Raw genomic sequence first — 23,887 nt, forward strand, 5'->3', positions numbered from 1 at the left:
GCTTAAAGCGCCTTTTTTATGGACTTATTATCCAAATATTTTATTTACAATACCTTGTACGCGTTTTGCATAAAGTTTTGCTGTTTCCAAATCCCCTGTTGGAATCTCATCTACACTTGCGTCTGATGGCGACTGAACAAGCAAACCTACCGAACCACCTAGGTTATTAACATCTTCACGTTTTGCATTTTTAGTATTTGCTGGTAACAGACCCAAGCTCACCCAAATACCACCGTGTTGTGATGCTAAAGTTTGTAATTGGATAAGCGTAACTTGCTTATCACCATTTAGACTTGCACTGTTGGTAAAGCCTGCAAATACTTTATCTTCCCAACCACGTGTAAACCAAACTTTTGAAGTTGCATCAGCAAATTTTTTAAACTGCCATGGTGCTGTACCCATGTAAGTCGGAGCACCGAAAACAATACCTTTTGCATTGTTTAATGTTTCCCAATCTTGCTCAGTAATATTACCTTCCTGATCAATCTGGATAAGTTGAGCATTAATTTCATTAGCAAAAGTTTCAGCAACTACTTTCGTGTGGCCATAACCAGAGAAATATACAACCGCAATATTAGAATTAGACATGGGAGGAACCTGTGTTTTATTAAATTCTGTTTTATGATATATTTTAGAAACTAGGTGTCAATTAGTTACCATATGGTAACTAGTATATTTTTTTAGAAATAAGTAGGTAAATGGTATGAGTGAATGTCTAAAATATAATATTTTTCAACAACATTGCCCTGCTCGTTTATTTTTTGAAAAAATTGCAGATAAGTGGGTTTTACTCATCTTAAATATTCTTGAGGAAGAAACTCAGCATTTCAATTTACTCAAAAAGAACATTCAAGGTATTTCACCTAAAGTCTTGTCACAAAAGTTAAAAATGCTAGAAAGAGATGGCTTTATCGAACGAAAGATTCAAGACACTTCACCTATTCGTGTTGACTATTCACTTACACCCTTAGGCCAAAATGTCGCTTCAATGGCATTCCAGTTAAAAGAATGGGCTGAAACAAACATCGAACAAGTTTTAGCAGCACAAATCATGTATGACGAAAAAATACTAGAACAAGCTTAAATTAAAATTAGATCAAAAAAATAAGGCCACCTAGGGCCTCATTTTTTGTATTTAGGAAACTAACCTAAATTTTTAAAACCTTGCTGACGCCATGCTTCGTAAACAATCACTGCAGTTGCATTAGACAAATTCAAACTTCTAGAGTTTTCAGCCATGGGTAACCGAATCCACTGCTCTTGAGGGAACATCAAGCGAACATGCTCAGGCAAGCCGCGTGTTTCTGGCCCCATCAGTAAAGCCACAGGTCGATTCAAATCAACTGTATGCGGAGTTGCAGAACCCTTCGTCGTTAGAGGAAAGACATGCTCAACACCTTTTGACTTTAAGTCTGCGAGGCATGCTTCAATATTGTCCCAAATCTGCATTCTTGCCCATTCATGATAATCAAGCCCCGCACGTTTAAGCTTTTTATCATCAAGCTCAAAACCTAAAGGCTTAACCAAATGCAATTGAGCCCCTGTATTCGCGCATAGTCGAATAATATTCCCTGTGTTTGCAGGGATTTCAGGCTCGTATAGAACAACATGAATCACTTAATTACTCACTTAAATTACTTGTTGGTTAGCTTAGGCAATAGTTACATCTCTTTTGTAGATAGTAATTGGCCTACTAATTCCACTGTAACTGTTCGCGCAAACGTACGACCTCACCAATAATTGTGAGAGTCGGCGCATGAATTTGATGTTCTGTCACTTTAGATGCAATATCAGCAAGTGACCCCACCACAACCTTTTGTTCAGGGGTTGTACCCTTTGAAATTAATGCGACTGGCATATCTGGACGCTGTCCGTGTGCAATCAGTTGCTCACAAATACGTTCCAAGCCCACTAAGCCCATATAAAGAACTAAAGTCTGGTTCTCATATACCAGCTCATTCCAAGGAAGCTCAGGAGAACCTTCTTTTAAATGACCAGTTAGAAAACGTACACTCTGAGCATAGTCACGATGAGTGAGCGGAATACCAGCATAAGCTGAACAGCCTGACGCTGCCGTAATGCCCGGAACCACCTGAAATGGTACACCAGCTTGGAACAATTCTTGGATCTCTTCGCCACCACGCCCAAAAATAAACGGATCACCGCCTTTTAAACGACAAACACGCTTTCCTTGTTGAGCATATTCAACGAGTAAAGCATTGATCCCGTCTTGAGGAACAGAATGATTTGAGCGAGCTTTACCAACATATATTTTTGTCGAGTCTCGACGGCATAATTCTAAAATGGGTTGAGATACCAAACGATCATAAATAACTACATCAGCTTGTTGCATTAAACGCAAAGCTTTTAAGGTAAGCAGTTCAGGATCACCTGGACCTGCACCCACCAAATAAACTTCACCTTTAGGTGCTTTCCACTCCAGCAATGCTTGTTCAAGCATGCTATCTGCAACATCACGATTATCGTTAAAAACCTGCTCTTTTAAGGGACTTGCATACAAGTTTTCCCAAAAAATACGGCGTTCATCAGGATTAGAAATTTTTTCTTTAACCTGATTTCGCCATTTTCCAGAAAATTCCGCTAACTTCCCCATTCCATGCGGAATGGATGTCTCTAACTGTGTACGGATTTGACGAGATAAAACAGGAGACGTCCCATTTGAAGCAACCGAAATCACTAAAGGTGAACGGTCAATAATCGCAGGAACCATAAAGCGGCAATGTGGAATATCGTCAACACTGTTTACAAGTAAATTACGTACTTCACATTGCTCAAAGACTGTTTTATTGACTTGCGGATCGTTAGTCGCAGCAATGACTAAACGATAGGGTGTACTTAAAAACTTCTCAGAGAAAACTTCAGCAAAATGCTGACCGCTTGTTGCTGTTACTAATTGCAGAAGCTGCTCTTCAATTTCAGGAGCAACAATATCTATTATTGCCCCCGCCTTAGCTAATAAGGTTGCCTTGCGTAAAGCAATATGCCCTCCGCCCACAATCAGACAACGTTGCTGCTGCAACTTCAAAGAGATTGGAAAAATATCCACCTTAAACCTCTACATCAATCATCTGATTATGTTTAAGCAAAAAACGTGCACAATTTAGATGCAAAGTTTAGTCAATAAAAGTTGCACCACCCATATATGGGCGTAATACTTCTGGAATCTCGATTGAGCCGTCTTCACGTTGGTAATTTTCCATTACTGCAAGCAAAGTACGTCCTACTGCAAGACCTGAACCATTTAGCGTATGCACTAATTCAGTCTTCTTCTGATCCATACGGAAGCGTGCTTTCATACGACGCGCTTGGAAATCACCCATATTAGAGCAGCTTGAAATCTCACGATATGTATTTTGGCTTGGAACCCATACTTCTAAATCGTAAGTTTTCATCGCACCAAAGCCCATATCACCACCACAGAGCAAAATTTTGCGGTATGGCAAACCAAGTGCCTGCAAAATGCCCTCAGCATGTGCAGTAAGTTCTTCAAGGGCCTGCATAGACGTTTCTGGTTTAACGATTTGCACCATTTCAACTTTATCAAATTGGTGCTGACGGATTAAACCACGTGTATCACGGCCATAAGAACCAGCTTCACTACGGAAACATGGTGTATGCGCTGCATATTTTAATGGTAAACGGTCTGCGTCAATAATTTCATCACGAACAAAGTTAGTGACTGGAACTTCAGCTGTAGGAATAAGGTAGTATTCTTTTTCACCTTGAAGTTTAAATAAATCTTCTTCAAATTTTGGTAATTGTCCTGTCCCACGAAGTGAGTCAGCATTAACCAAATAAGGCACGTATGCTTCAGTATAGCCATTCTTTAGAGTATGGGTATCAAGCATAAACTGAGTTAAAGCACGTTGTAGACGCGCTAAAGGCCCCTTCAATACGCTGAAACGTGAACCAGTGAGTTTGGTCGCAGTCTCAAACTCTAGTCCACCCATCCACTCGCCTAAATCAGTATGATCTTTGATTTCAAAATCGAACTGACGAGGTGTACCCCATTTTGAGATTTCAACGTTATCACTCTCATCCTTACCAGCTGGCACAGATTCATCCGGTAAGTTTGGAATGCTAAGTGCTTTTTGCTCAATCTCGTTTTGTAGTTCTGATAAAGCAACTTCAGCTGCTTTAATCTCATCACCAATCGCCTGCATGCGTGCCATGATTTCAGAAGCATCGCCACCGGATTTTTTAATCTGACCCACTTGTTTAGCACCGGCATTTCGCTCTGCCTGTAACTTTTCAGTTTTTGATTGCAAGTCTTTACGGCGAGTCTCTAAAGACGCCCATTCTTGAACGTCTAACTGAACACCACGTTTTGCCAAAGCTGCATTAACGACTTCAATATTATTTCTGAGTAACTTAGGGTCGATCATAATTAATCATAATATGGGTAAAAAACTGGCTATAGTGTAAGCCCTTAACACTAAAAAATATAGTGATCATCTTCATATCGAATAGCTTTCACACAATTCTAAGAAGAGACCTCATATTTTACATGTTGTAGTTTGGCACACTCGGTAAATACTCAGGTTTAATGAACTTAGCTGCCTCAGAATATGGCAGTATTAATTCAGTCATTCCTTCTGCATAAGAAGCTAACTCATAGACAGGATAGACAAAAACAATCCCATTGGCACCATAATAGTAATTATCACTTAGTTGCAGTTTTTCACGGCTAATATTGTGGTCTTGAAGCCAGTTCGTATTCGCATCAAAAAGTGCATCAACGAGTTGCTTTTCAACATCTGGCTTAAGGAGTTCCGCAACAGTAATGTGTTTTTTATTTAATAAATCAAAATTTACAAATTCTTGATGAGACATGCCATGTGCTGCACCCGCAGAGTATGAGTATGTCTGTAAGGCAAAGGTTGCAAGATTATAATTTTGTCCCAAATAACGGACATAAATTGCACTTTGACTTGAGCTCGGCTCCCCTTCTGGTACCTCGACAGGTTTATCAGCCAAGTTTGCAAAAGCATTCGGGTCTGCTTTTTTTATACGGTTCGTAAAATAATCATTAATCCATTTTTGGTTGGTTTGTACTGTCTGAAAATCATATTCAGTACAGCCATCTTCAAGACAAACTTTAGATTTTGGTAATTTGACTGGAATTACTTTTGCCTGAATCACTGGAACTTCTGCTTGTTTTTGTTCTTTTACTGAAGCACTAGATGCAGGTTGCTCATCTTTAGCTGCAGATTTTGGCTGACAACCACTTACTGCCGCCATGGCAGCCACCATAGGAAGAATGAAAATAATTTTCTTATCGTAAAGTCGCATGTTAATCCCCGTGTAATCTGTTTTATCACTATACAAAGCGTAGGAATAAGACGGGGTTAAAAAATGTATCTAGGATTGATATATAAAAAGAAAGCCACCCTTTTAGGTGGCTTTCTTAACGAAGCACAATAATTATTGATCAATAATATCTGTGCCTTTTGGTGGTGTAAAATTAAAAGTTGAAGCTGGAATTGAGGCATTCACTTTTACATTATTAAATTTCACGTAAGTGGTTTGACCTAAAGAATCTTGTAATACCATTAACGTAGGTGCTTTGTTGGCACCAAAACTAATAGTTAAGCTTTGGAAAGCTCCATCTTCTTTTTTCGGGAATAAAGTGAAATATAATTTAGATTTATCTGGCTGAGTCACTCGGTAAGACTTCATGATTTGACTAGTATTACCAGAGAGCAATAAAGCTGGAGTATCGGCTACTTGCGAATCTAAGCTTTGACGTACAGCTTGCTGTAAATCAGGGTCATAAATCCATACTGTTTTACCACTTGTCACAATAGTTTGTTTAGACGGACTCACAGTTTCCCAATAAAATTTCCCCGGACGTTCAACTTTCATTGAACCTTTAAATGTCTGGTTCATATGCTGAGCACCTAGACCTTTTTTCTGTGCTACAGCTTTTGTATTTGCTTTGGTTGTTTGTTCAAAATCAGCAGTTAAACGCTGTAATCCTGATAACTGATTTACCAGGTTCCCAATTGCCTGTTGCTCCGGTGCTGCTACTGGTGCAGCAAACGCTGTAGTACTCATTACAGGAGCAAGCACTGAGGCGCTGAGTGTAATAGCACACATGGTTTTACGAAGCATATTCATGTCATCACCTTTTTAGTTGCTGTAAGATAACTTGTTCGCTTTTAATTTAACTCAGCCAAACAAGCTCTTCATTCAAGACTCATATTAACCGACAAACTCTGTGCTAATCATTGAGAAAATAAGATATTTTGTTATGTTGTTCATATAGTTTGTAGAATTTCATTCATCATGATGAAGATAAAATTAATGAAATTCCATAAAAAAAGCCCACAAAATGTGGGCTTTTTCTTAAGCTAAAACTTAAACAGTTTCAACTTTTACGTAGCGACGGCCAAATTGACCTTTCACTTCGAATTTTACTACGCCGTCAGCAGTAGCAAATAAAGTATGGTCACGGCCCATACCAACATTTGCACCAGCGTGGAATTCTGTACCACGTTGACGAACGATGATGTTACCAGCAGTTACAGTTTGACCACCGTAAACTTTAACACCTAACATTTTTGGGTTTGAATCACGACCGTTCTTCGTCGATCCACCGGCTTTTTTAGTTGCCATGTCTCTTACTCCTCGTGATTAGCCTGAAATACCAGTAATTTTCAACTCAGTGAACCATTGACGGTGACCTTGTTGCTTACGGTAGTGTTTACGACGACGCATTTTGATGATGCGGATTTTGTCGTGACGACCATGACCAATCACTTCTGCAGTTACTTTAGCGCCAGCTACAACTGGAGCACCGATTTGAATGTTGTCACCGTTTACAACCATTAATACATCATCAAATGTAATAGTTGCGCCAGATTCAGCCTTCAATAATTCAACTTTAAGGGTTTCACCCTCAACTACACGGTGCTGTTTACCACCGCTTTGGATTACTGCGTACATAACGTACTCCAATCAGCCCGTGTCGTCGTGCCGATAAAGGGATATATCGATCTTAAAACGAACGCCACTGGGGTTATACAAGGCGACAGATTTTAAGTGAAATTTGATCAAACGACAAGTGCTTTATCTTTATCTGGGCAATAGAGACCGCTATTCTTACATAATAAAAACAGCTTAAATTCGAATTTAGTACTTTTCATTGATTCTGAATGAAATTTAAAATACAGTTCCAAACACAACTTGCAACAAGAACAAGCTGTATTCATGTTGACGTTATTAAAATTTATTGTTTTGTCGGAAACACACCGTTTTGCCGAAATAAAGAACAAAGAACTCTTCATGAACATACAAATGATTCATATCAATTGCTTGTTTCCCTGTTTAATGCACTTTTAATTGATACACTAACGCCACTTATCACCAATACGGGGTTTTTCTTCATATGGTCATCGATTTTAAGCAAGACATTCTCGCTCCTGTTGCTACAGACTTTGCTGCGATGGATCACTTGATTAATGAAGGAATTAGCTCAAAAGTCGGCTTGGTCATGTCAGTGAGTAAACATGTCGTTGAAGCTGGCGGCAAACGTATGCGTCCAATCATGTGCTTACTTGCAGCACGCGCTTGTGGCCTCGACAATATGCAACATGCACAGCGTTTGGCTGCCATTATTGAAATGCTTCATACCGCAACTTTAGTGCATGATGATGTGGTCGATGAATCGGGGCTTCGCCGTGGTCGTCCTACTGCCAACGCAACTTGGAACAACCAAACTGCCGTGTTAGTGGGTGACTTCCTTATTGCCCGTGCTTTTGACTTATTGGTTGATTTAAACAACATGACCTTATTAAAAGACTTCTCAACAGGTACATGTGAAATCGCTGAAGGTGAGGTATTACAGCTTCAATCTCAGCATCAACCAGATACAACCGAAGAAACATATTTAAAAATTATTCACGGGAAAACTTCTCGTTTATTTGAACTTGCAACTGAAGGTGCTGCCATTTTGGCGGGACAAGAAGCTTATCGTGAACCTTTAAGATTATTTGCAGGTCATTTCGGAAATGCATTCCAAATTATTGACGATATTTTAGACTACACTTCAGATGCTGAAACATTAGGTAAAAATATTGGTGATGATTTAATGGAAGGTAAACCGACTTTACCGTTAATTTCAGCATTAGCACATTCAACTGGTGAAGAACACGCCATTATTCGTCGTAGTATTGCGACAGGTGGGGTTGACCAATTAACCAGAGTAATTGAAATTGTGCAAAAGTCTGGTGCTTTAGATTATTGCCAGCGCCGTGCCCAAGAAGAAACAGAAGCAGCACTGCAAGCCTTATCAATCTTGTCTGATACACCTTATCGCCAAGCATTGATTAACCTCACTCGGCTTGCATTACATCGAATACAGTAGATATTATTTTGCCTATGCATATAAATTTTTCAGATCATTTTTTAAAAATCCAGAAACAGCTTGAAAACCCTCAAGCTGTTATCGACGAAAATATCCTCATTGACTTAGTCAATGCCTTACGGCCATCCGATCCTCATGATACGGATGAGATAGAGCAAAAAATACAAGCATTTATTGACAGCTTATTACTTACTCCTACCGCTCCTGCCCTTTTACAAACCTTTTTATTACGTTTAATTAATCAATATAAGCAAGTGAGCTTATATGCAGATAGCGGTATTTTGTCTTTAGATGGTTTCTGGAACCAGCTTGGGCAAAGACTTGGCGGCCATTTTCTACCGCTTATTGAAGATGCAAGCCAACTCAAAATTTTAATTGGAAAAATTTTCTATTTAGAAAGTGATTCAGTCTGGTTAAACAATGTTGATGACAAGGATTGGGCAACCTTATTCGGTCTAATTGGGCAAAGTAATAGTAATGTTGAAGAAAAACATGCCATTCAGCGAGAAATGATCAAGGCTATTACGGTTCTATCTTATCGTATTAGTGGTATTGGGCTTTATCCTGAATTTATTAATGCTCAGCCTGAGCTAACTGAATATGAATCGCCGTTTTTAGTACAGAATCGTGAAATTATTGAGTTTATCGAAAAATATAAAAAACAAGATATTTCTCAAGATGACACTGTGGTAACTGTACCTCCAGATGCATCTCAAGCATTTGTAATGTTGGAACAATGTCGGGATGTCGTTTTAAAGATACGTCGAGCAACAAAAAGAATTGGTGTTAGTTTAAGTTTGACATATCTATTGTCCTTACTTGAACAATGTTTAGACCGAATTGAATTATTGCTCTATTTGGTTGTTGATAACAGCGAAGGACGTTACGTTTCTTTAGGAAACTTAATTTCGGACTTAACTAAAGCTCATTATAGTGAAAAAAGCGTCCGTTCTTTACTTAGCACGACTAGTGAGCTTATTGCCTTTCAAGTCACAGAAAATGCGAGCCGTACCGGTGAGCACTATGTAAGTACAGATACTAAAGGCTTTTGGGGAATGTATAAAGCCGCTGCCGGTGCAGGTGTCATTATCGCCTGTATGGCAACATTAAAGATTCTTGCTGCACGAATGACGATGGCGCCACTCATGCAAGCCTTTACGTTCAGTATGAACTATTCTCTTGGCTTTATTCTAATTCACGTATTGCACTTTACAGTTGCAACAAAACAGCCAGCAATGACCGCTGCTGCACTCGCTGCAACTGTACAGCAACGTAAAGGTTCTAAAACTGCACAAATTGCAGAATTAGCAGCGCTTATTATCAATATTATTCGAACTCAGTTTATTGCTATTTTGGGTAATATCTCGATTGCGATTCCTACCGCTGCACTCATTACCTTTGCTTGGCAGTTCTATCTTGATGAGCCCTTATTAACCCATACCAAAGCAACCTATTTATTACATAGCTTAAATCCTTTTACGTCGTTAGCTGTTCCTCATGCAGCAATTGCAGGAGTCTGCTTGTTTTTATCAGGCCTGATTGCTGGTTACTTCGATAACATGGCAGTTTACCGAAAAGTAGGACCGCGTTTAAAAGCTCATCGCCGACTACGCAATTTATTTGGACAAGAACGTCTTAATCGTTTTGCAGAATATATTGAACGTAATTTAGGTGCACTTGCGGGTAACTTTCTATTTGGTGTCATGCTAGGAAGTATGGGAACAATAGGTTTTATTTTAGGTTTACCTCTAGATATCCGACATATTGCCTTTGCATCAGCAAACTTTATTCAAGGTTTAATGACTATAAACGGTAGTCCAGATATTGGCTTGATTATTGTTTCGTTTTTAGGCGTACTCTGTATCGGTCTCACGAACTTATTTGTGAGTTTCACTTTAACGATTATTGTGGCTCTACGCGCACGCCGAGTACGCTTTGAACAATGGAAACCTTTGGCTAAACTGGTCATGACCCATTTTCTTACACGTCCGAGCGACTTCTTCTGGCCTCCAAAACAGCCTTTAGAATTAGAAGAAAATGCCCAAGCCAATAGTGGAAAAAAAGCAGAACACTAACTGTTTTGCTTTGTACACAAAATGTGATATCCGTCAATTTTGTTGTGATTGTTTTTCCAAATGTTAAAAAAATTTCAAAATGAATTTACGATGATCTATCAGGCTTGAAAAAAAGTGTACTGGCAAGTACACTTTCAACGGCGTTCAGTAGTAGAAAACTACATGAATAAGCAAAGGTGTGTATATGCCCTATCTATTGCTTTGTATTGGTTGCGTTTTTTTAGGATTAGGTATTCTTGGTCTATTTGTGCCAAGTCTTCAATCTTTGGACTTGCTCACCGTTCAAACATTGAGTCACCATCGTTTAGATTATCTTAATACTATAACCACCTTTCTTGCACGCATAGGCGGCATGCCTTTTGTATGTTTTTTATCCTTTCTAATATGTGTATATTTAGCATGGTATAAAAAATATATTACTGTTATTTTCATTAGCTTGGGAGTTTTTGGCAGTATCACCATTGGTTGGCTGCTCAAATGGTGTGTTAACCGGCCTAGACCTCCTGAGGCATATCATATTGTTGAAAGTTATGGTGCATCGTTCCCAAGTGCACATAGTGTTTATGCATCAACACTAGCTTGTCTGGCAATGATTATGTTATGCCGTAAGCACAACATTAACTCTCCTTATATTGTTTTGATCTCCTGTCTTTGGTTTGTGTGTATGGGGCTTTCAAGAATATATGCAGGAGTTCATTTCCCAACAGATGTACTCGCTGGTTGGGGCATTGGTTTTATTTGGATTGCACTGCTTTGGCTCTGGTTATTACAAACACAAAGTAGGTTAAGTAGAAAACAAATATATTTTTAGATTTTATCTAAACGAGGTGGAACAATGATGTCGGCTAAGCTTTGGGCACCAGCCCTTACTGCTTGCGCATTAGCAACAAGTATCGCACTTGTTGGTTGTAGCAAAGGCTCCGATGAGAAACAGCAAGCTGCTGCTGCTCAGAAAATGCCGCCTGCAGAAGTAGGTGTTATTGTTGCTCAACCACAAAGTGTTGAACAAAGCGTTGAGCTTTCAGGCCGTACTTCAGCATATCAAATTTCTGAAGTTCGTCCTCAAACAAGTGGCGTGATTTTAAAGCGCTTATTTGCTGAAGGAAGTTATGTTCGTGAAGGTCAGGCACTCTATGAGCTCGACTCTAGAACGAACCGTGCAACGTTAGAAAATGCAAAAGCATCACTCCTACAACAACAGGCAAATCTAGCTTCACTACGTACCAAGTTAAATCGTTATAAACAACTTGTTTCTAGTAATGCTGTGTCTAAACAGGAATATGATGACTTACTTGGTCAAGTTAATGTTGCAGAAGCACAAGTTGCAGCAGCTAAGGCTCAAGTAACAAATGCAAATGTAGATCTTGGTTATTCTACAATTCGCTCTCCTATTTCTGGACAATCTGGACGTTCATCAGTAACGGCTGGTGCTTTAGTTACTGCAAATCAGACTAATGCGTTAGTGACGATTCAACAGTTAGATCCAATTTATGTTGATATTAATCAGTCTAGCGCTGAGTTGTTACGTTTACGTCAACAATTAAGTAAAGGCAGTTTGAACAACAGTAACAATACGAAAGTAAAATTAAAGCTTGAAGATGGTTCTACCTACCCGATCGAAGGCCAACTTGCTTTCTCTGACGCTTCTGTAAACCAAGATACAGGAACAATTACTTTACGTGCCGTATTCTCTAACCCGAATCATTTATTGCTTCCGGGTATGTATACCACTGCACAAATTGTTCAGGGTGTTGTTCCAAATGCTTATCTGATTCCTCAAGCTGCGGTTACACGTTTACCTACAGGTCAAGCTGTAGCAATGCTTGTTAATGCCAAAGGGGCTGTTGAGAGTCGTCCAATTGAAACCTCAGGTGTTCAAGGACAAAACTGGATTGTGACTAACGGCTTAAAAGCTGGCGATAAAGTCATTGTTGATGGCGTTGCCAAAGTCAAAGAAGGGCAACAAGTAACAGCAAAACCTTATCAAGCTCAACCAGCAAATCCTCAAGGTGCAGCTCCAAGTGCTGCGAAACCGGCTCAATCAGGTAAACCTCAAGCAGAACAGAAAGCAGCTTCAAATGCATAAGGGGTAGATTGAATGGCACAATTTTTTATTCATCGCCCCATATTTGCGTGGGTGATTGCATTAGTCATTATGTTGGCGGGTATTCTCACGCTAACAAAAATGCCTATTGCACAGTATCCAACGATTGCACCACCGACAGTCACCATTGCTGCGACTTATCCTGGTGCATCGGCTGAAACAGTTGAAAACACCGTAACCCAGATCATTGAACAACAAATGAATGGTCTCGATGGTTTACGTTATATTTCTTCTAACAGTGCTGGTAACGGACAAGCATCTATTCAATTAAACTTTGAACAAGGTGTTGACCCTGATATCGCACAAGTTCAGGTTCAGAACAAATTGCAATCTGCAACTGCGCTTCTACCTGAAGATGTACAACGTCAAGGTGTAACAGTTACTAAATCTGGTGCAAGCTTCCTACAAGTTATTGCATTTTATTCACCAGATAACAGCCTTTCAGACTCAGACATTAAAGACTACGTAAACTCTTCAATTAAAGAGCCGCTTAGCCGTGTTGCTGGTGTGGGTGAAGTTCAGGTCTTTGGTGGTTCATACGCAATGCGTATTTGGCTCGATCCAGCCAAGTTAACAAGTTACCAACTCACTCCTAGTGATATTGCGACTGCGCTTCAAGCACAAAACTCGCAAGTTGCTGTAGGTCAGTTAGGTGGTGCGCCTGCTGTACAAGGTCAAGTACTTAACGCAACAGTGAATGCTCAAAGCTTGTTACAGACTCCTGAGCAGTTTAGAAATATCTTTTTAAAGAACACAGCATCTGGTGCTGAAGTTCGTTTAAAAGATGTGGCTCGCGTAGAGTTAGGTTCGGATAACTATCAGTTCGACTCGAAATTTAATGGTAAACCAGCAGGTGGTCTTGCAATTAAAATTGCTACAGGTGCTAACGCACTGGATACGGCAGCTGCTGTTGAACAACGTTTATCTGAATTACGTAAGAACTATCCAGCAGGTTTACAAGATAAACTAGCTTATGACACAACTCCATTTATCCGTCTTTCAATTGAAAGTGTAGTACACACATTAATTGAAGCCGTGATTTTGGTATTCATTGTCATGTTCCTATTTTTACAAAACTGGCGCGCAACGATTATTCCAACGCTTGCAGTTCCAGTGGTTGTATTAGGTACATTTGCTGTTATTAATATTTTTGGCTTCTCAATTAACACTTTAACCATGTTCGCTATGGTATTGGCAATCGGTCTTCTGGTCGATGACGCTATTGTTGTAGTGGAAAACGTTGAACGTGTAATGAGTGAAGATCATACTGATCCGGTTACGGCTACTTCACGCTCAATGCAGCAGATTTCTGGTGCGTTAGTGGGTATTACCAGTGTATTGACAGCGGTATTCGTACCAATGGCCTTCTTTGGTGGTACAACAGGTGTAATTTACCGCCAGTTCTCGATTACCCTTGTAACTGCAATGGTACTGTCGTTAATTGTAGCGTTGACGTTCACACCTGCACTTTGTGCGACTATTCTAAAACAGCATGATCCAAATAAAGAACCAAGCAATAATATCTTCGCGCGTTTCTTTAGAAGCTTTAACAACGGTTTTGACCGCATGTCGCACAGCTACCAAAATGGTGTTAGCCGCATGCTTAAAGGCAAAATCTTCTCTGGCGTGCTGTACGCTGTTGTAGTTGCCCTTTTAGTCTTCTTGTTCCAAAAACTCCCATCTTCATTCTTACCAGAAGAAGATCAGGGTGTTGTAATGACACTTGTTCAATTACCACCAAATGCAACGCTTGACCGTACAGGTAAAGTGATTGACACCATGACAAACTTCTTTATGAATGAAAAAGACACAGTAGAATCAATTTTCACTGTTTCTGGTTTCTCATTCACAGGTGTGGGTCAAAACGCTGGTATTGGCTTCGTTAAGTTGAAAGACTGGAGCAAACGTACTTCACCGGAAACCCAAATCGGCGCATTAATTAAGCGTGGTATGGCATTAAACATGATCATTAAAGATGCATCATATGTTATGCCGTTACAGCTTCCTGCAATGCCTGAATTGGGTGTAACTGCCGGATTTAACTTGCAGCTTAAAGATTCAAGTGGTCAAGGCCATGAGAAACTAATTGCAGCACGTAACACTATTTTAGGCTTGGCATCGCAAGATAAACGCCTCATGGGTGTACGTCCAAATGGCCAAGAAGATACGCCTCAATATCAAATTAATGTAGATCAGGCTCAAGCTGGTGCTATGGGTGTTAGCATTGCTGACATCAACAATACAATGCGTATTGCTTGGGGTGGTTCATACATTAACGATTTCGTTGACCGCGGTCGTGTGAAAAAAGTTTATGTTCAAGGTGATGCGGGTAGCCGTATGATGCCTGAAGATTTAAACAAGTGGTATGTACGTAATAACAAAGGTGAGATGGTTCCATTCTCGGCATTTGCTACTGGCAAATGGACATATGGTTCTCCACGTCTTGAACGTTATAACGGCGTATCATCGGTTAACATTCAAGGTACACCTGCACCTGGCGTGAGTTCTGGTGATGCCATGAAAGCAATGGAAGAAATTATTGGTAAGTTACCATCTATGGGCTTACAAGGTTTCGACTATGAATGGACAGGCTTATCACTTGAAGAACGTGAGTCTGGTGCTCAAGCGCCATTCTTATATGCGCTTTCATTGTTAATCGTATTCCTTTGCTTGGCTGCATTGTATGAAAGCTGGTCAATTCCGTTCTCGGTTTTACTTGTGGTACCGCTTGGTGTCATTGGTGCGATTGTATTGACTTACTTGGGTATGATTATTAAAGGAGATCCAAATCTCTCGAATAACATTTACTTCCAGGTAGCGATTATTGCGGTAATTGGTCTTTCTGCAAAAAATGCGATCTTGATTGTTGAGTTCGCAAAAGAGCTGCAAGAGAAAGGTGAAGATCTACTTGACGCAACCTTACATGCTGCAAAAATGCGTTTACGTCCAATTATCATGACAACCCTTGCCTTCGGTTTTGGTGTACTTCCGCTTGCACTTTCAACAGGTGCTGGTGCAGGAAGTCAGCACTCGGTAGGCTTCGGTGTACTTGGTGGCGTACTCAGCGCGACATTCTTAGGTATCTTCTTTATCCCTGTATTCTATGTGTGGATTCGTAGTATCTTTAAGTACAAACCAAAAACCATAAACACTCAGGAGCATAAATCGTGATGCAAAAAGTATGGTCTATTTCAGGTCGTAGCATTGCGGTATCTGCACTTGCGCTTGCTTTGGCAGCTTGTCAAAGCATGCGCGGCCCAGAACCAGTCGTGAAAACCGATATTCCACAGAGCTATGCATATAACAGCGCTTCTGGTACATCTATTGCTGAACAGGGCTACAAACAGTTCTTTGCTGACCCACGTTTGCTTGAAGTAATCGACTTGGCTCTTGCGAATAACCGTGATTTACGTAAAGCAACGCTCAATATTGAACGTGCTCAAGAGCAGTATCAGATTACGAAGAACAACCAGCTTCCAACAATCGGAGCAAGTGGTAGTGCAATTCGTCAGGTTACGCCAAGTCGTGATCCGAATAACCCCTACTCTACTTACCAAGTAGGTTTGGGTGTAACTGCTTATGAGCTTGATTTCTGGGGCCGTGTTCGTAGTCTAAAAGACGCTGCTTTAGATAATTACCTTTCAACACAAAGTGCACGTGATTCGACTCAAATCAGTTTGATCAGTCAAGTTGCTCAAGCATGGTTAAACTATTCGTTTGCAACGGCGAATTTAAGACTTGCAGAGCAAACACTTAAAGCGCAGCAAGATTCTTACAATCTCAACAAAAAACGTTTTGATGTAGGTATCGACAGTGAAGTTCCATTACGTCAGGCACAGATTTCTGTAGAAACTGCGCGTAACGATGTAGCGAACTACAAAACTCAAATTGCTCAAGCACAAAACTTGTTGAACTTACTTGTAGGCCAACCAGTTGCACAAAACTTGTTACCGACACAGCCTGTGAAACGTATTGCTCAGCAAAATGTATTCACTGCTGGTTTACCAAGTGATTTGTTAAATAACCGTCCAGATGTAAAAGCGGCCGAATATAACTTAAGCGCTGCGGGTGCGAATATTGGTGCAGCAAAAGCACGTTTATTCCCAACCATTAGCTTAACGGGTTCAGCAGGTTATGCATCAACTGACTTAAGTGATCTATTTAAGTCTGGTGGTTTTGCATGGTCAATTGGTCCAAGCTTAGATTTACCAATCTTTGACTGGGGTACTCGTCGTGCCAATGTAAAAATTTCTGAAACCGATCAGAAAATTGCATTGTCTGATTATGAAAAATCAGTTCAGTCTGCATTCCGTGAAGTTAATGATGCACTTGCGACACGTGCCAACATTGGTGAACGTTTAACAGCTCAACAACGTTTAGTAGAAGCAACTAACCGCAACTACACACTTTCAAATGCCCGCTTCCGTGCAGGTATTGATAGTTACTTGACAGTTCTCGATGCACAACGTTCATCTTATTCAGCTGAACAAGGTTTGTTATTGCTTCAACAAGCAAACTTAAACAACCAAATCGAGTTATATAAAACTCTAGGTGGCGGTTTAAAAGCAAACACTTCAGATACAGTGGTACATCAACCATCAAGTGCTGAACTGAAAAAGCAATAAGCTTTAAATCACATTCTTATAAAAGCTCACTTCGGTGGGCTTTTTTATTGCAACCAATGTGAATATTTTTTATCTTGAAACCTTAATAAATTTTGATTGATAAAAAACAATGTTATTAAGTAATTTAGAAAGCGTTCCAGGCCATCAAATTTTAAAACAACTTGATGTTGTATATGGCAGCACTGTTCGTAGTAAACATGTAGGCCGTGACCTCATGGCAAGTTTAAAAAATATTGTAGGTGGAGAACTCACAGGCTACACCGAACTTTTAGAAGAATCCCGCCAAGAAGCAATGGATCGCATGATTGCTAAGGCACAGCAACTTGGTGCTAACGCAATTGTTGGCATTCGTTTTTCAACTTCAAACATTGCCCAAGGTGCTTCCGAGTTATTTGTATATGGCACAGCAGTCGTTGTGCAGCCCCAAGCACCTCATCTACCCGATCCATTTAATGCATAGGTAGAAAATGGACAATCTTATTTTTCAGCTTGTTATTTTTCTTATTCTTTTCAGTATTGGTTGGGCTTTTGGCCGCCATATTGAACGAAAACATTTAAATGAACTTCTAGAAAAAGAGCAACAATTTGCACATATCAGAATTGATACCAATCGTTTTGCAACGAGTGATCAATTAGGCCATTTTATTAGCAGTAATGTAGTCATTTCTCACGACTACTTTAAATATGTACTGGCTTCTATAAAAAATGTTTTAGGGGGTCGGCTGACCAGTTATGAAAGCATTGTTGAACGAGCTCGCCGTGAAGCGATTATTCGTTTAAAACAGCAAGCCCATAATGCGGATGCTAACCATATTATGGGAGTTCGGTTGAGTACAACCGAACTCGGTATGCAAGGCGGAATGGTTGAAGTTTTTGCTTATGGTACAGCAGTCAAAGACTAGCACTGCCCCATAGCAGAAAAGTGAATACGTGGATTGCCAATATTTTTAGTTAAGTGTTGGCAAATTCCAGTGATTTTCCATTTGTCCTGTTGTTTTGCCAAGGTAAAATAATAGCGACCAAAAGAATGAAAATAATCATTTTCAGAAAAACGGTAAATTTGATAATTACACTCTAGCCATGCTCGGTCTTGTTCAATCCGAATAAGAGGATTACTCAAATTATGTTGTAGTCGCAAATGTGACAAAGCTTGTTGCCGCGAACCTTTATATTCATGACAAGACACCACACATAAAGGCTCCCCTCTAAACTGGAAATAGTCCACCTCAAGTTGATCGGCCAATAACTCATCGAACGCATCCCAATTTTTCTGGTCAAAGACCAATTGAAAACGCGTAACAACGTCTAAGATACGATGGTAGTCTTGATCCATGGTGAACCTTCTATGTGGGTTTTTCCATCAATTTAGCACGGCAAAATCTCTTTTTTATTTCACTTTTGTTTTTCGAATCATTTTATAGAGTAATTTCGGTGACATACGGGAAACCATCACACCTAATTTTTCTTTAGTACCGCCTACCACGATATATTCTTGTCCTTGCATTAATGCCTTAACTGACTGTTCTGCAAAAACATCGGCTTCTAGTCCATTTTCGATTGCTTCATCTTGATGGCCTTGAGGTTGCCCTGCGCCATTTAACGCATTAAACGAAACATTAGTTTTTACAAAGCCCGGGAAAATAACAGAAACTTCAACACCCTGATCGGCAACTTCGGCACGTAAACTGTTGGCCCACATGTGAATAGCAGCTTTAGCAGCCGAATAACTTGCACGGTACTGCGTACCTAGAAGGCCTGCCACACTCGACACAAATACGACTCGGCCAGACTTTTGTTTAAGCATGGTCGGTAGCACAGTTTTGGTTAATGCCACTTGTGAGAAATAATCGACTTCCATAATGGCTCTTTCAGTTTCCATTGTGGTGTCTTGAATTAGAGCACGCTGACTTAAACCTGCATTATTAATAAGCCAGTCAATTCGTCCTTTTGCTTTTAAAATCTGCTCATAAGCCTCTTGAACTTGCTCTTGATTGGTAATGTCTGCAACTACCGATAAGTGCTGATCCGGATGGAGTAAACCAACGCGAACTTCTTCTAACTCTTCAAAGCGACGCGAAGTTAAAATCACTTGAGCCCCTTGCAAAGCAAACTCACCAGCTAAAGCTTTACCTAAACCGGAAGATGCTCCAGTAATCCACACCACTTTATTTTGCAAAGTATCAAGTTTGGCCATTTTGACTTCCTATTATCTTTTTAAATTATGCTGCTTGATGCATGAAGGCCAAAAAGTGATTGATATAATGAGTTGCTGTGGTCTGATCAACCTGCGTCCCCAATTTTTCCAAACGTTTATAGCCCAAATGCGTTGTCATATTAATGACCCCATTTAGGGTTTTGTCGACAACCAAATTAAATTTTAAACGTTTTTTAGGTTCACGTACTAGGCTTGTTACACCTAAATCCACAATTTGAATCAAGGTCTGAAAAGCTTCTTCTACGCTTTGCATATTGCCCGCACGTATTTGTTCAGTCAGTGTTTGGGCCTGTTGCACAAGTTGTGGTGTGATTGGGTAAGTAATATAAACATCGTGCTCACGCTCTTTCATAAGTGATGTCATATAATCAACCAAAGGTAATAGCCGTTCATTGCCGAAAAAAGAGACTGACCAAGGCATATATTTTCGGAAAGTATCTAAAATTTGTTGAAGAACTTTCTCGGACTCATGGCGCTGTTTTTCAGTCATGGTAGAGTTGTCTTGCTCATCCTTTAACAATACTGAGAAAACTTGCTCAATAATTTCACAAGATAAATCGGAAAGAACACTACCCAATGCTTTAGATTGGCTTTCTTTTACCCCTGCGTGTAATTTCTCTCGAATTGAAGCAAATTGGATATAGGTTGAATCGGAAATCTTTAAAAAAACTTTGTAGCTCATATATCGCATCCCTTATCAATTCTTTTGTAATTTTTCTGCCGTGCCGCTACACGATTAACTTGTGATCCATGCTTCATAAATCTACCGTTTTTTGAAAAAAATACAAAACCGTTTATCTGTTTTCAGCACATTAATTTCGAGGCATTTTTTTGCTACAATAGATGCAATTTTTTATGCATATTCGATCTAAGCTACTATGACTGACGCTCAAACCGCTCAAAATATTGCCACCACCTACGATCCAACCGAGATCGAAAAGAAGTGGTACAAAACGTGGGAAGAACAAGGTTACTTCAAACCTTCTGGTCACGGTGAATCATTCTGTATCATGATTCCACCACCAAACGTCACTGGTAGTTTGCACATGGGCCATGGCTTTAACAATGCCATTATGGATGCCCTCACCCGTTATAACCGTATGATGGGTAAAAACACTTTGTGGCAACCGGGTACTGACCATGCTGGTATTGCAACTCAAATGGTGGTTGAGCGTCAACTTGGCTTACAAGGTGTAACTCGTCACGACTTAGGCCGTGAAAAGTTCATCGAAAAAGTTTGGGAATGGAAAGAACAATCTGGCGGCACAATTACCAAACAAATTCGTCGTTTAGGTTCGTCCGTAGACTGGTCACGTGAACGCTTCACGATGGATGAAGGTTTATCAAACGCAGTTAAAGAAGTATTCGTTCGTTTGCACGAAGACGGTTTAATTTACCGTGGTAAGCGTCTTGTAAACTGGGACCCTAAACTTCAAACTGCCCTTTCTGACCTTGAAGTAGAAAGCAAAGAAGAAAAAGGCTCACTTTGGCACTTTAAATATTTCTTTGAAGATAAATCAGTTAAAACTCAAGATGGCAAAGACTATCTCGTAGTTGCAACGACTCGACCTGAAACATTACTTGGTGATACTGCTGTTGCTGTTCACCCTGAAGATGAGCGTTATGCACACCTTGTTGGTAAAAATATTGTATTGCCAATTACTGGTCGTTTAATTCCAATCGTTGCTGACGACTACGTTGAAAAAGACTTCGGTACTGGCTGTGTAAAAATCACGCCTGCTCACGACTTTAACGACTATGAGTTAGGTAAACGCAATAGCTTGCCAATCATCAATATCTTCAACAAAAACGCTGAAGTTTTAGGTGAGTTTGAATACATTGCCAAAGCTGGTGAACAAATTTCTAAAACCATTACTGCACCTGCAGATTATGCTGGTTTAGAGCGTTTTGAAGCACGTAAAAAACTAGTTGCTCAAGCGGAAGTTGAAGGCTGGTTAGACCAAATCCAACCGTATGACTTAAAAGCGCCACGCGGTGACCGTTCTGGCGTGATTATTGAGCCATTATTGACTGACCAATGGTACGTAAAAATTGCACCTCTTGCTGAGCCTGCAATTGAAGCGGTTCAAGATGGTCGTATTAAGTTTGTTCCAGAGCAGTACAGCAACATGTACATGGCATGGATGCGTGACATTCAAGACTGGTGTATTTCACGTCAGCTTTGGTGGGGTCACCGTATTCCAGCTTGGTACGATGCAGATGGCAATATCTATGTTGGCCGTAGCGAAGACGAAGTTCGCGCGAAAAATAACATCGCGGCTGATGTTGAGCTTAAACAAGACGAAGACGTACTTGATACATGGTTCTCATCTGCACTTTGGACATTCTCAACTTTAGGCTGGCCAGAACAAACACCTGAACTCAAAACTTTCCACCCAACTGATGTGTTAGTGACTGGTTTTGACATTATCTTCTTCTGGGTTGCCCGTATGATCATGATGACCATGCACTTCATGAAAAATGAAGATGGTTCATCTCAAATTCCATTTAAGACTGTTTACGTTCACGGCTTGGTACGTGATGGTGAAGGTCAAAAAATGTCGAAGTCTAAAGGTAACGTACTTGACCCATTAGACTTGATTGACGGTATTGATTTAGAAAGCTTAGTCGCAAAACGTACGACTGGCCTCATGAACCCGAAAGATGCTGCGAAGATTGAAAAATCAACGCGTAAAGAATTCCCAGAAGGCATTAATGCTTATGGTACTGACGCAGTTCGTTTCACGTTCTGTGCCCTTGCAAACACTGGTCGTGACATCAAGTTCGACTTAAAACGTGTTGAAGGTTACCGTAACTTCTGTAACAAAATCTGGAACGCAACGCGTTTCGTTCTGATGAATGTTGAAGGTCAAACCGTTGGTCAACAAGCTCGCCCTGATCTATGGGAACTTCCAGAACAATGGATTATGAGCCGTCTGCAAAAAGCTGAAGCTGCTGTGCATCAAGCGTTTGCAACGTATCGTTTAGACCTTGCTGCTCAAGCGATTTATGACTTTATCTGGAATGAATACTGTGACTGGTATGTTGAGTTAACTAAACCGGTTCTGAACGATGCAGAAGTTTCAGAAGAGCGTAAAGCTGAAGTACGCCGTGTATTGCTTGCGGTGATGGAAGCTTCATTACGTTTGGCTCATCCGTTAATGCCGTATTTGACAGAAGAAATCTGGCAAACACTTGCTCCAATGCTTGGTCAAGGCGGCCCAACGATTATGACTGCTCAATACCCTATTCCTGAGCAAGCAAAAATCAATGAACAAGCTGAAGCAGATATGCAATGGCTTCAAGGTTTGATTGGTGCGGTACGTAACATTCGCGGTGAAATGGGCTTAGGTAATGCGCGTTTATTACCAGTATTACTTCAAAACATTTCTGATGCTGAACGTGAACAAATTACTCGTATTGAAGCATTGTTCAAAGCATTGGCTAAAGTTGAAAGTATTGAGTTCTTAGGTAAAGACCAAGAACCACCGCTTTCTTCTTCAAGTGTTGTAGGTCATGCATCGGTATTTGTACCAATGAAAGGCTTAATTGACCCTAAAGCTGAGCTTGGCCGTTTGCAAAAAGACTTGGATAAAATCCAAAAGCAACACGACCAAATTGCAAATAAACTTGCAAATGAAGGCTTTGTATCTAAAGCACCGGCAGCGGTTGTTGAAGGTGAAAAAGCGAAGCTTGCTGAGTTTGCTGCGCAGTTAGATAAAGTTAAAGCGAATATGGAGCAAATTGCTGCGCTTTAAGCTTTTTTAGTCGAATAAACCCAGAATCTGTGCAAACAGGTTCTGGGTTTTTCTATATTTCAAATCACTTTTTTTGTAGAATCAGCATATGGAGATGCCATGATTTTATGCAACCATTTAATAAAGGTAAATTTTCATTCATTTCTTTATGAAACAATAAATTAAAGTCACATAAAAATAAGTCGGCTATATCTTGATAAGTAAAACCTATAAATTTTGCAGGTTCTCTAGTAACCCATTCATCTTGAGTCCCCAATAAATCAACTACCAGAATTCCGCCTTCAGAAAGAGCATTTATCATTCGTTTAATTACGCTATAAAAATAACTTGGATCGCAAAAGAATAGACTTGATGAAGCAATAATTAAGCTTGCAGACGGGAAATTAAAGTCTTCAAAAGATTCATGATAGAAAATAAATTTAGAGTCATCTTTGAATCGCTCAGTACAAACTTTTTGCGCATCAATTGAAATATCAAAAGCATGAACATTAAATCCCTTTGAGAGTAGATAAGCAGATTCATTGCCAGCGCCACAGCCACAATCGATAGCAACTAAAGGTAAGTTAGGAAAATAACCTAAAGCCTTCTCTAAAATAGGTCTATGTTTAAGTTCTTTTGATAATTGAATAAATTTTTCATTCATAAATCCGATCTTTTAATTTTTATAATTTCCACACTATATTTTATAAAGAATATAACCTCAACGATTTCTTATTTCAGA

The 23,887-nt window shown here is 39.9% G+C and carries 22 protein-coding genes and 1 pseudogene; 11 read left to right on the forward strand and 12 right to left on the reverse strand.

Features of this window, described 5'->3' with window-relative positions; translation table 11 throughout:
* Positions 1-27: 27 nt before the first annotated feature.
* A complete protein-coding gene (locus tag ABLC00_RS14825) occupies positions 28-588 on the reverse strand; it encodes a flavodoxin family protein (RefSeq protein ID WP_002051305.1) in 561 nt (186 codons plus the stop codon).
* Positions 589-703: 115 nt separating this feature from the next.
* Here ABLC00_RS14825 and ABLC00_RS14830 point away from each other — a divergent pair, with 115 nt between their 5' ends.
* A complete protein-coding gene (locus ABLC00_RS14830; protein WP_002051473.1) occupies positions 704-1,084 on the forward strand; it encodes a helix-turn-helix domain-containing protein in 381 nt (126 codons plus the stop codon).
* A gap of 59 nt (positions 1,085-1,143) precedes the next feature.
* Here ABLC00_RS14830 and ABLC00_RS14835 read toward each other — a convergent pair whose 3' ends face one another.
* The 7 genes from ABLC00_RS14835 to rplU form a co-directional block, all read right to left on the reverse strand.
* The gene (locus ABLC00_RS14835) at positions 1,144-1,617 is read right to left on the reverse strand and encodes a tRNA (cytidine(34)-2'-O)-methyltransferase (protein ID WP_002051239.1); all 474 of its coding nucleotides are present in this window, start codon (positions 1,615-1,617) and stop codon (positions 1,144-1,146) included.
* Between the two features lie 76 nt (positions 1,618-1,693).
* Positions 1,694-3,067 carry a siroheme synthase CysG gene (cysG, locus tag ABLC00_RS14840; RefSeq protein ID WP_004885476.1) on the reverse strand — a complete coding sequence of 458 codons (1,374 nt, stop codon included), beginning with the start codon at positions 3,065-3,067 and terminating at the stop codon, positions 1,694-1,696.
* A 67-nt stretch (positions 3,068-3,134) separates the two neighbouring features.
* The gene (serS, locus tag ABLC00_RS14845) at positions 3,135-4,406 is read right to left on the reverse strand and encodes a serine--tRNA ligase (RefSeq protein WP_004712237.1); all 1,272 of its coding nucleotides are present in this window, start codon (positions 4,404-4,406) and stop codon (positions 3,135-3,137) included.
* Positions 4,407-4,524: 118 nt separating this feature from the next.
* A complete protein-coding gene (locus ABLC00_RS14850; protein ID WP_004885474.1) occupies positions 4,525-5,313 on the reverse strand; it encodes an RsiV family protein in 789 nt (262 codons plus the stop codon).
* 132 nt (positions 5,314-5,445) lie between these two features.
* Positions 5,446-6,141, reverse strand: a complete 696-nt coding sequence (gene lolA / locus ABLC00_RS14855; protein ID WP_002051355.1) for an outer membrane lipoprotein chaperone LolA — start codon at positions 6,139-6,141, stop codon at positions 5,446-5,448.
* A 240-nt stretch (positions 6,142-6,381) separates the two neighbouring features.
* A complete protein-coding gene (rpmA, locus tag ABLC00_RS14860; protein ID WP_000201632.1) occupies positions 6,382-6,639 on the reverse strand; it encodes a 50S ribosomal protein L27 in 258 nt (85 codons plus the stop codon).
* An 18-nt stretch (positions 6,640-6,657) separates the two neighbouring features.
* Complete coding sequence (gene rplU, locus ABLC00_RS14865) at positions 6,658-6,969, reverse strand: 50S ribosomal protein L21 (protein WP_000271409.1); 312 nt, start codon at positions 6,967-6,969, stop codon at positions 6,658-6,660.
* Between the two features lie 96 nt (positions 6,970-7,065).
* On the opposite strand from rplU, the pseudogene ABLC00_RS14870 reads away from it, so the two are divergent.
* The 9 genes and pseudogenes from ABLC00_RS14870 (at position 7,066) to ABLC00_RS14910 (ending at position 18,095) form a co-directional block, all read left to right on the forward strand.
* Positions 7,066-7,365: pseudogene (locus ABLC00_RS14870) on the forward strand (hypothetical protein).
* 46 nt (positions 7,366-7,411) lie between these two features.
* Entirely contained in the window at positions 7,412-8,389 is a 978-nt protein-coding gene (sdsA, locus tag ABLC00_RS14875; RefSeq protein ID WP_004885471.1) for an All-trans-nonaprenyl-diphosphate synthase, read from the forward strand.
* Between the two features lie 14 nt (positions 8,390-8,403).
* Positions 8,404-10,464: a site-specific recombinase gene (locus ABLC00_RS14880; protein ID WP_004885469.1), complete on the forward strand. Its 2,061-nt coding sequence runs from the start codon at positions 8,404-8,406 to the stop codon at positions 10,462-10,464.
* Between the two features lie 184 nt (positions 10,465-10,648).
* Positions 10,649-11,275: a phosphatase PAP2 family protein gene (locus ABLC00_RS14885; RefSeq protein WP_002051172.1), complete on the forward strand. Its 627-nt coding sequence runs from the start codon at positions 10,649-10,651 to the stop codon at positions 11,273-11,275.
* Positions 11,276-11,299: 24 nt separating this feature from the next.
* Positions 11,300-12,550 (forward strand): multidrug efflux RND transporter periplasmic adaptor subunit AdeI, encoded by a 1,251-nt coding sequence (gene adeI / locus ABLC00_RS14890; protein WP_004885468.1) that lies wholly within the window; start codon positions 11,300-11,302, stop codon positions 12,548-12,550.
* A 12-nt stretch (positions 12,551-12,562) separates the two neighbouring features.
* The gene (gene adeJ, locus ABLC00_RS14895) at positions 12,563-15,739 is read left to right on the forward strand and encodes a multidrug efflux RND transporter permease subunit AdeJ (RefSeq protein WP_004885467.1); all 3,177 of its coding nucleotides are present in this window, start codon (positions 12,563-12,565) and stop codon (positions 15,737-15,739) included.
* On the forward strand, positions 15,739-17,193 hold the full coding sequence (gene adeK / locus ABLC00_RS14900) for a multidrug efflux RND transporter outer membrane channel subunit AdeK (RefSeq protein WP_002051147.1): 1,455 nt from the start codon (positions 15,739-15,741) through the stop codon (positions 17,191-17,193). Before adeJ ends, adeK begins: the two co-directional genes overlap by 1 nt.
* Before the next feature lie 109 nt (positions 17,194-17,302).
* Positions 17,303-17,653, forward strand: a complete 351-nt coding sequence (locus ABLC00_RS14905; protein ID WP_002051367.1) for a YbjQ family protein — start codon at positions 17,303-17,305, stop codon at positions 17,651-17,653.
* 7 nt (positions 17,654-17,660) lie between these two features.
* Positions 17,661-18,095, forward strand: a complete 435-nt coding sequence (locus ABLC00_RS14910) for a YbjQ family protein (RefSeq protein WP_006580394.1) — start codon at positions 17,661-17,663, stop codon at positions 18,093-18,095.
* Here the strand turns inward: ABLC00_RS14910 and ABLC00_RS14915 are convergent.
* The 3 genes from ABLC00_RS14915 to ABLC00_RS14925 are packed head-to-tail and all read right to left on the reverse strand — an operon-like array spanning position 18,092 to position 20,090.
* The gene (locus ABLC00_RS14915) at positions 18,092-18,526 is read right to left on the reverse strand and encodes a nuclear transport factor 2 family protein (protein WP_004712224.1); all 435 of its coding nucleotides are present in this window, start codon (positions 18,524-18,526) and stop codon (positions 18,092-18,094) included. The two genes, ABLC00_RS14910 and ABLC00_RS14915, sit on opposite strands and share 4 nt — an antisense overlap.
* A 54-nt stretch (positions 18,527-18,580) precedes the next feature.
* Positions 18,581-19,387 carry an SDR family NAD(P)-dependent oxidoreductase gene (locus tag ABLC00_RS14920; RefSeq protein ID WP_004885465.1) on the reverse strand — a complete coding sequence of 269 codons (807 nt, stop codon included), beginning with the start codon at positions 19,385-19,387 and terminating at the stop codon, positions 18,581-18,583.
* Positions 19,388-19,412: 25 nt separating this feature from the next.
* Positions 19,413-20,090, reverse strand: coding sequence for a hypothetical protein (locus ABLC00_RS14925; RefSeq protein WP_004885464.1), 678 nt, complete (start codon positions 20,088-20,090; stop codon positions 19,413-19,415).
* A 196-nt stretch (positions 20,091-20,286) separates the two neighbouring features.
* On the opposite strand from ABLC00_RS14925, the gene ABLC00_RS14930 reads away from it, so the two are divergent.
* A complete protein-coding gene (locus tag ABLC00_RS14930; protein WP_004885463.1) occupies positions 20,287-23,166 on the forward strand; it encodes a valine--tRNA ligase in 2,880 nt (959 codons plus the stop codon).
* A gap of 64 nt (positions 23,167-23,230) precedes the next feature.
* Here the strand turns inward: ABLC00_RS14930 and ABLC00_RS14935 are convergent, their stop codons facing one another.
* Positions 23,231-23,809, reverse strand: a complete 579-nt coding sequence (locus ABLC00_RS14935) for a methyltransferase domain-containing protein (RefSeq protein ID WP_004885462.1) — start codon at positions 23,807-23,809, stop codon at positions 23,231-23,233.
* Positions 23,810-23,887 lie beyond the last annotated feature (78 nt).

This window comes from Acinetobacter nosocomialis, assembly GCF_041021905.1.
Lineage (GTDB): Bacteria > Pseudomonadota > Gammaproteobacteria > Pseudomonadales > Moraxellaceae > Acinetobacter > Acinetobacter nosocomialis.

Coding starts and splice junctions, on each gene's coding strand:
- ABLC00_RS14885 (WP_002051172.1), top strand. CDS start 10,649: ATGCCCTATCTATTGCTTTGTATTGGTTGCGTTTTTTTAGGATTAGGT.
- rplU (WP_000271409.1), bottom strand. CDS start 6,969: ATGTACGCAGTAATCCAAAGCGGTGGTAAACAGCACCGTGTAGTTGAG.
- serS (WP_004712237.1), bottom strand. CDS start 4,406: ATGATCGACCCTAAGTTACTCAGAAATAATATTGAAGTCGTTAATGCA.
- ABLC00_RS14935 (WP_004885462.1), bottom strand. CDS start 23,809: ATGAATGAAAAATTTATTCAATTATCAAAAGAACTTAAACATAGACCT.
- ABLC00_RS14880 (WP_004885469.1), top strand. CDS start 8,404: ATGCATATAAATTTTTCAGATCATTTTTTAAAAATCCAGAAACAGCTT.
- ABLC00_RS14830 (WP_002051473.1), top strand. CDS start 704: ATGAGTGAATGTCTAAAATATAATATTTTTCAACAACATTGCCCTGCT.
- ABLC00_RS14920 (WP_004885465.1), bottom strand. CDS start 19,387: ATGGCCAAACTTGATACTTTGCAAAATAAAGTGGTGTGGATTACTGGA.
- adeK (WP_002051147.1), top strand. CDS start 15,739: ATGCAAAAAGTATGGTCTATTTCAGGTCGTAGCATTGCGGTATCTGCA.
- ABLC00_RS14825 (WP_002051305.1), bottom strand. CDS start 588: ATGTCTAATTCTAATATTGCGGTTGTATATTTCTCTGGTTATGGCCAC.
- ABLC00_RS14905 (WP_002051367.1), top strand. CDS start 17,303: ATGTTATTAAGTAATTTAGAAAGCGTTCCAGGCCATCAAATTTTAAAA.
- sdsA (WP_004885471.1), top strand. CDS start 7,412: ATGGTCATCGATTTTAAGCAAGACATTCTCGCTCCTGTTGCTACAGAC.
- ABLC00_RS14910 (WP_006580394.1), top strand. CDS start 17,661: ATGGACAATCTTATTTTTCAGCTTGTTATTTTTCTTATTCTTTTCAGT.
- adeI (WP_004885468.1), top strand. CDS start 11,300: ATGATGTCGGCTAAGCTTTGGGCACCAGCCCTTACTGCTTGCGCATTA.
- adeJ (WP_004885467.1), top strand. CDS start 12,563: ATGGCACAATTTTTTATTCATCGCCCCATATTTGCGTGGGTGATTGCA.
- rpmA (WP_000201632.1), bottom strand. CDS start 6,639: ATGGCAACTAAAAAAGCCGGTGGATCGACGAAGAACGGTCGTGATTCA.
- ABLC00_RS14930 (WP_004885463.1), top strand. CDS start 20,287: ATGACTGACGCTCAAACCGCTCAAAATATTGCCACCACCTACGATCCA.
- ABLC00_RS14850 (WP_004885474.1), bottom strand. CDS start 5,313: ATGCGACTTTACGATAAGAAAATTATTTTCATTCTTCCTATGGTGGCT.
- ABLC00_RS14925 (WP_004885464.1), bottom strand. CDS start 20,090: ATGAGCTACAAAGTTTTTTTAAAGATTTCCGATTCAACCTATATCCAA.
- ABLC00_RS14915 (WP_004712224.1), bottom strand. CDS start 18,526: ATGGATCAAGACTACCATCGTATCTTAGACGTTGTTACGCGTTTTCAA.
- lolA (WP_002051355.1), bottom strand. CDS start 6,141: ATGAATATGCTTCGTAAAACCATGTGTGCTATTACACTCAGCGCCTCA.